The sequence below is a fragment of the Halomonas sp. A3H3 genome, from assembly GCF_000982975.1.
Lineage (GTDB): Bacteria > Pseudomonadota > Gammaproteobacteria > Pseudomonadales > Halomonadaceae > Vreelandella > Vreelandella titanicae.
Genome location: NZ_HG423343.1, coordinates 3716944 through 3728615 on the forward strand (window position 1 = coordinate 3716944; position 11672 = coordinate 3728615).

Genomic DNA, 11672 nt, shown 5'->3' on the forward strand with positions numbered 1-11672 from the left:
TATCGCTGCTGCGTTGAAGGTTTTAGTCATCACTTTTTGCTAATGCTGACTACGCTAAAAAAGCGACACCTCGTTTGGCACGCCGTTGCGTAACATTTGGCTTGACGGTGACTGCCTGGGGATGGGCCACAGGAGAGTTTCATGAGCATCTTTGATCACGTTCAAGACCGTTTTTCCCGCGTTCAGCAAGAGGACATGAGCCTGGAGGAGTACCTGGCGCTTTGTCGCCGTGATCCGAAGGTTTATGCCAGCGCCGCCGAGCGCATGCTGGAAGCCGTAGGCGAGCCTGAAGTGATCGACACGGCGAAAGACCCGCGTCTATCACGTATTTTTTCCAATAAAGTGATTCGTCGCTATCCAGCCTTTGCCGAGTTTCACGGTATGGAGGAGGCCATTGAGCAAATCGTCTCCTACTTCCGCCATGCGGCTCAAGGGCTTGAAGAGCGCAAACAGATTCTCTATCTGCTTGGCCCTGTGGGCGGCGGTAAGTCGTCGCTGGCAGAGCGTCTTAAGCTGCTGATGGAGCGGATTCCGTTCTATGCCATTAAAGGCTCGCCGGTCTACGAGTCGCCGCTTGGCTTGTTCTCACCCGAAGAGGACGGCGAACTGCTTGAGAAAGAGTACGGTATCCCACAGCGCTATTTGCGCAGCGTAATGTCGCCCTGGGCGGCAAAACGGCTGAATGAGTACGGCGGCGATATCTCCCAGTTCCGGGTAGTGCGTTTGTACCCATCACGGCTTAACCAGATCGCTATTTCCAAAACCGAGCCAGGGGATGAGAACAACCAGGATATCTCGTCGCTGGTGGGTAAAGTCGATATTCGCCAATTGGAGCTTTACTCCCAGGATGATCCGGATGCCTACAGCTTCTCCGGCGGTTTATGCCGTGCTAACCAGGGGCTGATGGAGTTTGTGGAGATGTTCAAAGCGCCGATCAAGGTGCTGCATCCACTGCTTACCGCGACGCAAGAGGGTAATTACAACCCCACCGAAGGCATGGGGGCGATTCCCTTTGATGGCGTGATCCTGGCCCACTCCAACGAGTCGGAATGGCAGGCGTTTCGCAATAACCGCAATAACGAAGCGTTCCTTGACCGGGTTTATATCGTCAAGGTGCCTTATTGTTTGCGGGTTACCGAAGAGATCAAGATCTATCAAAAACTGCTCGAAGACTCTTCGCTTAACGCCGCGCCCTGCGCACCGGACACGCTGCGCATGTTGGCCCAGTTCTCGGTACTGTCACGGCTAAAAGCGCCGGAAAACTCCAATATTTACTCGAAAATGCGCGTTTACGACGGTGAAAATCTGAAAGACACCGACCCTCGCGCCAAGTCGATTCAGGAGTACCGCGACGCCGCAGGCGTTGACGAGGGTATGCAGGGGCTTTCCACCCGCTTTGCGTTCAAGATTCTTTCTAAGGTATTTAACTTCGACAGCACCGAGGTGGCCGCTAACCCAGTCCATTTACTTTATGTGCTTGAGCAGGCGTTGGAGCGTGAGCAGCTGCCATCGGAAGTGTTTGAGCGCTACTTGGGCTTTATCAAAGAATATATGGCGCCTCGTTACGTGGACTTTATTGGTAAGGAGATCCAGACCGCTTACCTCGAATCCTACAGCGAGTATGGCCAGAATATCTTTGACCGCTATGTGACCTACGCAGATTTCTGGATTCAGGATCAAGAGTATCGTGATCATGAGACCGGTGAGTTGCTAGACCGCCAGGCGCTCAACGAAGAGCTGGAGAAAATCGAAAAACCCGCGGGTATCTCGAATCCCAAAGACTTCCGCCACGAGGTGGTCAATTTTGTGCTGCGGGCGCGGGCGCAAAACAACGGTATGAACCCGAGCTGGCAGTCCTATGAAAAGCTCAAGGGCGTTATCGAGCACAAAATGTTCGCCAATACCGAAGAGCTGTTGCCGGTGATTTCGTTCAATGCCAAGGCTTCTCGCTCGGATCAGAAAAAGCACGAGGACTTTGTGGCGCGGATGGTCGATCGTGGCTACACCGAAAAACAGGTGCGGTTGCTATCCGAGTGGTATCTGCGCGTGCGCAAGTCCCAGTAATGGATGGTGTGCTTAAGATGAGCGTTTAAGGAGGTCGTATGACCTACTTTATTGATCGAAGGCCGAACGCGAAACATAAAAGCGCGGTGAACCGGCAGCGCTTTTTGGAGCGCTACCGTAAGCATATCAAGCGCTCGGTTGAAGAGGCCGTTAACCGCCGCTCGATTACGGATATGGAGCGTGGTGAGAACGTTTCGATACCGGCAAAGGATATCTCCGAGCCGGTCTTCCAGCATGGCCCGGGTGGGGCGCGTAATATCGTTTCACCCGGTAATAAAGAGTTTGTCGCCGGTGATAAAATCCGCCGCCCCAGTGGGCAGGGGGGCGGTGGTGGCGCAGGCGAGGGCGGCCCCTCTAATCAGGGTGAAGGCGTCGATGAGTTCGCTTTTACGCTGAGCCGCGAAGAGTTTTTGGAGTTTGTTTTTGACGGTTTAGAACTGCCCCATTTGCAGCGCAAACCGTTGAAATCGCTTGAAGAGGTCAAAATGGTGCGGGCGGGGCTCTCCCGGGACGGTGTGCCGTCGCGGATTAGCATTACCCGCTCTATGCGCGAAGCCTATGCTCGGCGCATTGCTATGCGCGCACCGATTAAACGGGCGTTAAGAGAGGCGATTGATGCCCTGGAGGCCGAAGAACGCAAGGACACGGTGCTGCGTAATCCCACCCGCATTGCCGAGCTGAAAGCCGAAATTGAGCGCCTGGAGAAGCGCATCGCGGGCGTACCGTTTATTGACACCTACGACCTGCGCTACCACCAACTAAGCGCACAGCCTCAGCCTTCCAATCAAGCGGTGATGTTTTGCGTCATGGATGTCTCCGGCTCGATGACCCAAAACCACAAAGACATCGCCAAGCGGTTTTTCCTGCTGCTCTATCTGTTCTTGGAGAAGCACTACGAGAAGGTCGAGTTGGTTTTTGTGCGCCACCATACGGCTGCTCGGGAAGTCAGTGAAGAGGAGTTTTTCTACTCGCGGGAAACCGGCGGTACGATTGTTTCCAGTGCGCTGAACCTGGTGAATAAAATCATCGAAAAGCGCTATCCCGTTGGCCAATGGAATCTGTATGTGGCCCAGGCGTCCGATGGTGATAACTGGGATGATGACTCGAATATTTGCCGCGACTTACTGGTCAAACAGTTGATGCCGCAGCTGCAATACTACGCCTACGTTGAGATCACGCCCCATGACCATCAGTCACTGTGGCATGAGTACGAAAGTGTGGTGAAAGAGTTCCCCGAGCGCTTTGCCATGCGCCAAATTGTGGAGGCGGGCGATATTTATCCGGTCTTTCGTGAACTGTTTAAGCGCCGCTTAAGCCAGTCCTAGTGACCTTGTATACAGGTTAGTGACCGCGTGTAGAGGAGGGGGCTATGAGTGCGACCCGCAAGCGTAAGCCGATTGCCACCGGCTCCGATTGGAACTTCAGTGTACTGGAGCGTTTTGATGCGGAGCTGGCCAGGCTCGCTGATGAGTATCGGCTAGATACCTATCCTAATCAGATAGAAGTCATCACTACCGAGCAGATGATGGATGCCTATGCGAGTGTAGGCATGCCGGTGGGCTATCACCACTGGTCGTTCGGCAAGCAGTTTCTAGCCGTCGAGCAGGCGTACAAGCGTGGCCAGATGGGTTTAGCCTATGAACTGGTGATCAATTCCGACCCCTGCATCGCTTATTTAATGGAGGAGAATACGCTGATGATGCAGGTGTTGGTGATGGCTCACGCCTGCTACGGCCACAACTCCTTTTTTAAAGGTAACTACCTGTTTCGCACCTGGACCGATGCCTCTTCAATTGTTGATTACCTGGTGTTTGCGCGTAAATATATCGCCAAGTGTGAAGAACGCCACGGCGTGCAGGCCGTTGAGCAGTTACTGGATGCTTGCCATGCGCTACAAAACTATGGGGTCGACCGTTACAAGCGGCCCTCGCCGATCTCTGCCGAGGAAGAAGCGAAGCGCCAGGAGGAGCGTGAAAGCTACCTGCAAACCCAGGTGAATATGCTCTGGCGTACCATTCCGGAGGCACCTATCAGCGATTCACCGCTGTCAACGGGGTGCCTGCATGCTGACGATGACCCATTGGGCTTGCACAGCGGCGGCCACTATCCTCCAGAATCTCAAGAGAACCTGCTCTACTTTATTGAAAAAAATGCGCCGCTGCTGGTGCCCTGGCAGCGTGAGATCGTGCGGATTGTGCGCAAGTTGGCACAGTATTTTTATCCTCAGCGGCAGACCCAGGTAATGAATGAGGGCTGGGCGTGCTTTTGGCACTACACGCTGATGAACCGGCTCTACGATGATGGCAATGTCGATGAGGGATTAATGCTGGAGTTTCTACAGTCTCATGCGGCGGTCATTAACCAGCCAGCGTTTGATCATCCTCACTTCAGTGGGATTAACCCCTATGCCCTTGGCTTTGCAATCTTTATGGATATTAAGCGGATCTGCGAAGCACCCACCGATGAGGATCGCGAGTGGTTCCCTGATATTGCAGGCACTCCGTGGCGGGAAACGCTGGAGTTTGCGATGCGCAACTTCAAGGATGAGTCGTTTATTCAGCAATTTTTATCGCCGAAGGTGATGCGTGACCATAAGCTGTTTTTGGTGGTGGATGACGATCAGGTGGAGACCCTTGAAGTCGCAGCAATTCATAACGAACAGGGCTACCGCCAGGTTCGGGAAGCGCTTGCCACTCAGTACGCGCTCTCTGTTCGCGAACCCAATATTCAAGTGGTTGAAGCGGCTATTCGTGGGGATCGCTCGCTAACACTCCATCACGTGCAGGATAGTCGCCGCCCATTAGGCCGCAGTGTTTATCCGGTGATTCGCCATCTACAGCAGCTATGGGGCTTCCCTGTTCATCTTGTCTCTTTGGAAGAGGGACGGGTAACGCGGCGTTTTCATTGGCCGGTAGAGGATGAAAGCCCGGCTTCTTAGGGTTTGTACGAAAAGTCGGCGAGCGAAGACTAGACAAGGCAAAAATCAACGAGAAAGCAGAGTTTACGGGGTGTAAATGAGCATTTCGAGGCGATTTTTAACGCAATATTGTTGAGCGCAGGCAGTTTTCGTACAAAGCCTAGCTGCTAGTGTGTCTTAAACAAAACTACCCCGCTCAAATGGCGGGGTAGAGGTGCTTATACGACTATCAAGTTTTAAATGCTTAAGCCTGAGCAGTCCAGGATTGGCACCAGCCAGCGGGTGCTACGCTATTCTCTGGAAATAGCTGGCAACCCTCAGTGTCTGCATTAAAGAACATGCAGTTATCGCAGCGTTCGCCCTCTTCATAAGCGGGATGATCGCTGGCCTCACTGGCGTCTTCTACATAGTTAAGCGCTTGGGCGTTGCTTGCGGAAGGATCAAGACGCGGCAGCTCTTGGGCGAAAGCAGTTTTAGAAAGAATGCCAGCTCCCAGTGGAAGGGCTGCAAGACCCAACATGCTGTTGCGCATAAAGTCACGACGGCTCTTATTAGCCATGATTTCTCCTTATCGTCACGGTCTGACGTTTGGTCACGTTGTTGGGTGGTTATCCACCTCTTTGTGCTCCGCGTAGTCTTATAAGCCGGAGCTCTCTGCTACATCTTTCAATCAGTTGTATTTTCGATCTACTATTTTTTTCAACCTACTACAATTTAGGCTAGCCGTTTTCAACCCTATTCTTAAACTACATGCTAGCGGATGTATAAGGGTTGTGCGAATAGTGCTGCTGGAATAGCGACAATTGGTCACGCTGTCGCCGGGTGCTGCGCTCGCTTCCTCGTCGCTGCTATACTCTGCCCAGCTTTGACACTACTTTTATGACCATTTTCTCTTAAGGGGCGCGCCATGCAAAACGCAGTCATTTTAATCAATGCCGATAAAGGCCAGGTCAAGGCCGTGGCCGAGCGCTTGGCCGATGTAGAGGGTATTAGCGAGGTGTACTCCACCTGCGGCCGCTACGACTTAGTGGCCATTGCTCGCACCCGTGATTTTGAAAGCTTGGCTGAATTGGTGACTGAGCGTCTGAACGCCGTAGAAGGTATCAGCGATACAGAAACCCTGAATGCCATGCAGGTTCACTCCCGCCACGATCTTGAAACCATGTTCTCTTTGGGTTGGTAGCCCTTTATTATTTGGTTACACACAAAGCGTTCACGAACGCAGTGAAAATGAAAAAGCGCTAATGTAAGCATTTAACAAGGGGAAAGTCTGTTGGGAACATCGCTTTTGAGCTGGCGTCGACAGGGGCGACGCCTGGGCATTGCTGTGCTTTTTGTGGTAGTTGGCACAGGGCTGTGGGAGTTTCAGGAGCGCCAGCATAAAGATGCTTACACCTGGATGGGGGTGCCAACGTGGGAGGAGTTTCGCCCCACTACGATGCACCGAGTGCTGCGCAATGATGGCTACTTGGTAGGCTGGTCCGATGTGCGGGTCAATCCGCTATGGGTAAGTTATCAGGTTGAAGCAGTAGACGACTCGAGCATCGGCCCAAGGCCAAATTTTCAAGCCGATTGGCGCACGCTATGGCCGATAGGCACCGACAGCTACGCCGGTAGCGGTTACGACCGAGGCCATTTAGCACCAAACTACGCCATTGCAGCGGTGCATGGGCGCAGCGCTCAGGTCGATACCTTCCTAATGAGCAATATGTCTCCGCAACGGCCCAATCTGAACCGACAGCTCTGGCAGCGGTTAGAAGAAACGGTGATGGATCACTTTGCGCCACGCTTTGAAAGGTTGCAGGTGATTACCGGCCCCATTTACCCAGAACACTTTATGGATAACGTGTTCAACCGGGTGGGGCTGGTCGAAGTGCCTTCGGCTTTTTACAAGATCATAGTGGCGCCCCACAGCGAGGCACCATTGGCGTTGGCGTTCATCATGCCACAAGACGTTCGGGGCAATGAGCCGCTGGATGACTATTTGGTGACCATCGATGAGATTGAGGCACGCACAGGGCTTAACTTCTTCCCCGACCTGACACCACAGCTTGAGGCTGTACTGGAAGGTGAGCTGCGTATACAAGGGTGGGCGCTGGAAGATGTAGCAAAGCGGCCGGGGCGGTATCAATAGTTGTCGAATGCCTTTTGTATCCAAGCCATATCGTTCCGCTTTTCTATTTCTCACCCTAAATTAATGACATCTAATTTAGACTTAATTAAAATTAATTTTTATTGAATTTTGCTTTAATTATCATGATAATGGCTTAAAGGATGATTTCAAAAAAACCTCTTGGGTGTGCGATCAGGAAGGTCAAGCACATCTAATTGTAAGGCTATCCTTTATGAGTGGGAGACGGTTTTCAACATCGTTAAATGAACTAATTGAACAGTCTAATCTCACCAAAACCCAGTTGGCCGAGCGGGCAGGTATTTCTCGTGCAAGCCTGTATAACTTGCTCAGTGGGGACGTGGCAGAGAGCAAGCTTTCAACGTTAATTCGTCTCTCTTCGGCACTCGGTGTTCACCCGCTCGACATTATTCATCCCTACTTTCATAAAAGCATGCGCGGTAGGCTGGCGACTACTCACCAAGCGGGCACCGCCTTTATCGAGGATGTTACTTACCCGGATTACTCGTCTGTGATGCCGCATCAAACCTTTGTAAAAACATGGGCGGTCATGAATACAGGCAAAGTCCCTTGGGAAAACTTATTTTTAGTTTGTCAGGATGCACCTGTCGAAGTAGGTGGCATGGCCATGGGGCTCCAACCTGATCAACCCCGGATAGCCATTCCTAAAACGGTACCAGGCGAGAAAATTTTGCTGTCCGTTACATTAACCGCACCTGGGTTGCCTTGTACTGTTAAATCGGAATGGAAAGCCACTGATGCCAACGGCAAGCTATGTTTTCCAGGCAAACTGCCGCTCTATTGCATTGTTAAGGTGTGCTCATTGTGACATTAAATAAACCCACCATGGTCAAGCCTAGGCAAGCGCTGTTAACCATTGGAAATACTCTCGTTGTATTCGCCGTGTCCGCAAATGACAACCAGCAGCCCGTCGAGCTAGCGACCCAAATTGTTTATGCCCCAGTGTTAGTGAATCAAGAGGTTGGCCTCACTACAACTCAAACTCCATTCCATCAAACGCAAAATACCCTAAGCATTGATTTTTTAGACCGTTTCAATGCAAATTCTTTGGTAAGCCTGAGTGACTATGTGCCAGGCGTTCAAGCCAGCCGCAATGGTGCAGGGATGGGGGAAGACTACTCGATACGGGGGTTCCCGCTAGGTGGACGTTTGTTATTGGATGGAGTACTGGATAACCAGAGCTATTATGTGCGCGATCCGGCCACCTACGAGCAGGTAGACTTTATCAAGGGCCATAACAGCGCATGGTATGGCGCTGGGGTGCCAGGGGGCTCGGTCAATTTTATTCCCAAAAGGCCGCAATACCAGCCAAGCACTAGCGTTACTGCTGGCCTGGGTAGCGATGATTATCAAGCGCTGGTGGTGGATTCTACCGGCCCGCTAGCACCACACAGTGCTTGGGCTTACCGCACGGTGCTGGCGGCTCGTCATCTTAATAGCGATAAGCAAAACGTAGACTCAAGCCCGGTAACGTTGCTCAATAGCGTAGCGTGGCAGGGAGAGAGCACCGAGCTTACTGGTAGCTGGGAATATAGTCGCCAGAACTATCCCTACGATTTTGACAATGTCTATGCTCAGGGCTCGCCGGTTTATGATGTCTCCTATGTGCATCCCGCCTCATTCGCGAAAAGTGAATACCACCGCTTTGAGCTGCAAAGTGACACTCAGCTTGCATCTAACCTTCGTTTAGAAGGTATTTACCGGCGCATTACCGGTCAACGTGAAGAGAAGCGGATTGGCTTTTGGTTTATGGCCGACGAAGACAGTCCCTTGCCAGGCTACTACCGGGAAGTGGATGAAAACTTTACCCAAAACACCGGTCATCTTAGCTTGCATTACGACTACACACTGGGCGGGCTGCGCCATGAAACCGCCGTGGGGCTGGCATACCATGAAACTCAGTCAACTTATGATGACGCCGTTTCATCATACGATTTTAGTTTGAATATTTATCAGCCGGATTTTGACGTCTCACTACCCAGTCAAGACCAACTAACCCCATTGAGTGGCGATATCGACTGGCAGGAATCTGCGCTATTAATGAGTCAGAAAAGTCAACTAACCGATACGCTTGACCTCTCTTTAGGCGCACGTTATACGGATTATCGTTTAACCAATGTGAGCGGAAACGCCAGCACAAGCGAAGCGGATAACCGCGCGTTGAGTTATTCCGCTGGCTTGGCCTGGGCGCTTGATGACCAGCTAACTTTACGCGCCAGCTATAGTCAGTCGTGGCTGGCTAATCAAGGTCAGGATAAAAACGCTAATTACTTTGACCCCAGCCGTGGTGTTCAGCACGAGCTGGGGCTTAACTGGCAGCCGACTCCCTCCGCCACGCTGGATATGGCGCTGTTTAACATTCGCCAGAACAACCTGCTGGTACGCGACCTGGAAATAGCTGAACGCTATGTGCTGGCGGGCGAGAAAACGGTGAAAGGCGCTGAAGCCAATCTCAGCATTGCATTGAGTGATCAATGGCAAGCTACTGCTGCTACGGCGTACATGGAAGCCAGACTGGAGAAAACCAACGACGCCAATGAAGGCAACCGCTTTCCCAGCGTTCCCACCCACCAGCACTCCTTGCTGCTGCATTACCAGCCGATCAGTCAGCTAACCCTCACGCCGGGTGTGGTTTACCAAGGCAGCCGCCCCGGTGACCGGGCTAACAGCTTTTATGTAGATAGCTACACCCGCTACGACCTAAGCGCCCACTGGCAGGTGATGCCCGACCTCTCAATACAAGCCAGCATTCAAAACCTCACCGATATTGACTACGTCACCAGCAGTGCCGCCAACGATTTCTTGCGCTTTGGTGATTCACGCACGCTGCGCATTAGTGCCACCAAGCAGTTCTAACGCCCTCTCTTCTGCGCTGCCGCATTTTTTTGTTTTTTTGCGGCAGTGTCCAGCCTGTTAGACAAAGTTCCTGTTAGTTTTCCATAGGCAACTCTAAAAAACCTGCGGCCGTGTGGCTAAACAAAGTTGGCCACTTTTTTAGGTAAGTGGGCAGCAGAGATAATAATCGGTAGGGAAAATACAAGGGGACACCATCATGCCGACGCCGTCATCCAAACAGAGCGCGACCCAAACAAACAACCTTAAAGAACCTGGAGACGCTTCAGTGTGGGCTACAGGTACAGGTTCGGCATTTCCCAATGTTGGCGCTTTTGCTGCGCTGAAAGAGAATGGTTCTGTAGTTACTTGGGGCAGAAGTTATGAAGGTTATGGTGGAGGTGATTCTAGCGTAGTCGCACATGCGCTTTCTGACGGTGTCATTCAGATTTTCTCTACGACATCAGCCTTCGCTGCGCTAAAAGAAAATGGCTCTGTTGTTACCTGGGGAGCTAGTGAGGACATATCTATTGGTAATAATGGTGGTAACTCAAGCTCGGTAGCTAGTGAGCTTTCCGGTGGCGTCAGTCAAGTTTTCTCAACGGCATTAGCTTTTGCCGCGCTAAAAGAGGATGGTTCCGTTGTTACCTGGGGTAGTGATTGGGATGGTGGCGACTCAAGCGCAGTTGCTGATGAGCTGGCTGGTGATGTTAGCCAGGTTTTCTCGACGAGAGAAGCATTTGCGGCACTGAAAATGGACGGCTCTGTTGTTACGTGGGGCTATGATTCGTATGGTGGCGATTCAAGCGCAGTTGCTGATGAGCTGGCTGGTGATGTGAGTCAGGTTTTCTCGACGAGAGAAGCATTTGCGGCACTGAAAGTGGACGGCTCTGTAGTGACTTGGGGTCGTGATTCTTATGGTGGCAATTCAAACGCAGTTGCTGATGAGCTTTCCGGTGGCGTTAGTCAGGTTTACTCGGCCGGGTACGCCTTTGCGGCACTGAAAAACGACGGCTCTGTTGTAACTTGGGGGGATAGTGGAGATCGTTGGAATAATGCTGGTGATTCAAGTGCAGTAGCCGATAAGCTTTCCGGTGGTGTCATCGAAATTTTTTCGACGCCTACTGCTTTTGCCGCGTTGAAAGAAGATGGGTCAATTGTGACTTGGGGGAATAAGTATTATGGAGGTGACTCAAGTGCAGTGGCTGACGAGCTTTCCGGTGGTGTCATTCATGTCTTTTCGACGGCGAATGGCTTTGCGGCACTGAAAAAAGATGGCTCTGTTGTGACCTGGGGGGCCGACTCAAGCGCGGTGGCTGGTGAGTTCTCTAGCGGCATCGTCGAGATATTTTCGACTGCAGGTGCCTTTGCGGCGCTAAAAGATGATGGTTCTGTAATCACTTGGGGTGACCCATATTCCGGAGGAGATTCTAAGAATATTGAAGAAGAACTAAGTGGCGGTGTGAGTACTATTTATTCAACGCAAAATGCTTTTGCAGCCCTTAAAGAAGATGGATCAATTGTTACATGGGGAGACCCTGGCTATGGCGGCGATTCTAGCAGCGTAGCCGATCAGCTTTCTTCTGGTGTCGTCGGCTTCGCCTCACCCTTTGGTACGCCTTATGAAACAGGGTTGGGTGGGCTTGAAGGAACACCTGGAGAAGATGGAGAGCCGATAGAAGAACCAGAAGAACCAGAAGAACCAGA

Annotated in this window: 9 protein-coding genes; 8 read left to right on the forward strand and 1 reads right to left on the reverse strand. The window is 51.8% G+C overall.

Annotated features, from left to right (window positions below; translation table 11 throughout):
• The first annotated feature begins 141 nt into the window (after window positions 1–141).
• From HALA3H3_RS16660 to HALA3H3_RS16670, 3 genes are read left to right on the forward strand one after another with little or no spacing between them, the layout of a single operon-like run.
• Window positions 142–2064 carry a PrkA family serine protein kinase gene (locus tag HALA3H3_RS16660; RefSeq protein ID WP_009287654.1) on the forward strand — a complete coding sequence of 641 codons (1923 nt, stop codon included), beginning with the start codon at window positions 142–144 and terminating at the stop codon, window positions 2062–2064.
• 38 nt (window positions 2065–2102) lie between these two features.
• Complete coding sequence (locus HALA3H3_RS16665; RefSeq protein WP_009287655.1) at window positions 2103–3389, forward strand: YeaH/YhbH family protein; 1287 nt, start codon at window positions 2103–2105, stop codon at window positions 3387–3389.
• Between the two features lie 44 nt (window positions 3390–3433).
• Window positions 3434–5002 carry a SpoVR family protein gene (locus HALA3H3_RS16670; protein WP_022522715.1) on the forward strand — a complete coding sequence of 523 codons (1569 nt, stop codon included), beginning with the start codon at window positions 3434–3436 and terminating at the stop codon, window positions 5000–5002.
• Between the two features lie 223 nt (window positions 5003–5225).
• Here the strand turns inward: HALA3H3_RS16670 and HALA3H3_RS16675 are convergent, their stop codons facing one another.
• Window positions 5226–5540 (reverse strand): high-potential iron-sulfur protein, encoded by a 315-nt coding sequence (locus HALA3H3_RS16675; protein ID WP_022522716.1) that lies wholly within the window; start codon window positions 5538–5540, stop codon window positions 5226–5228.
• 348 nt (window positions 5541–5888) lie between these two features.
• Between HALA3H3_RS16675 and HALA3H3_RS16680 the strand changes: the two genes are divergently transcribed.
• From HALA3H3_RS16680 to HALA3H3_RS16700, 5 genes are all read left to right on the forward strand, one after another.
• The gene (locus HALA3H3_RS16680; protein ID WP_022522717.1) at window positions 5889–6164 is read left to right on the forward strand and encodes an Lrp/AsnC family transcriptional regulator; all 276 of its coding nucleotides are present in this window, start codon (window positions 5889–5891) and stop codon (window positions 6162–6164) included.
• Between the two features lie 105 nt (window positions 6165–6269).
• A complete protein-coding gene (locus HALA3H3_RS16685; protein ID WP_039859681.1) occupies window positions 6270–7115 on the forward strand; it encodes a DNA/RNA non-specific endonuclease in 846 nt (281 codons plus the stop codon).
• Between the two features lie 211 nt (window positions 7116–7326).
• The gene (locus HALA3H3_RS16690; protein ID WP_022522718.1) at window positions 7327–7941 is read left to right on the forward strand and encodes an NBR1-Ig-like domain-containing protein; all 615 of its coding nucleotides are present in this window, start codon (window positions 7327–7329) and stop codon (window positions 7939–7941) included.
• Window positions 7938–9989, forward strand: a complete 2052-nt coding sequence (locus HALA3H3_RS16695) for a TonB-dependent siderophore receptor (RefSeq protein ID WP_022522719.1) — start codon at window positions 7938–7940, stop codon at window positions 9987–9989. The genes HALA3H3_RS16690 and HALA3H3_RS16695 overlap by 4 nt, the downstream gene beginning before the upstream one ends.
• A gap of 196 nt (window positions 9990–10185) precedes the next feature.
• On the forward strand, window positions 10186–11672 hold a 1487-nt coding region (locus HALA3H3_RS16700; RefSeq protein WP_199105086.1), incomplete at its 3' end, for an RCC1 domain-containing protein.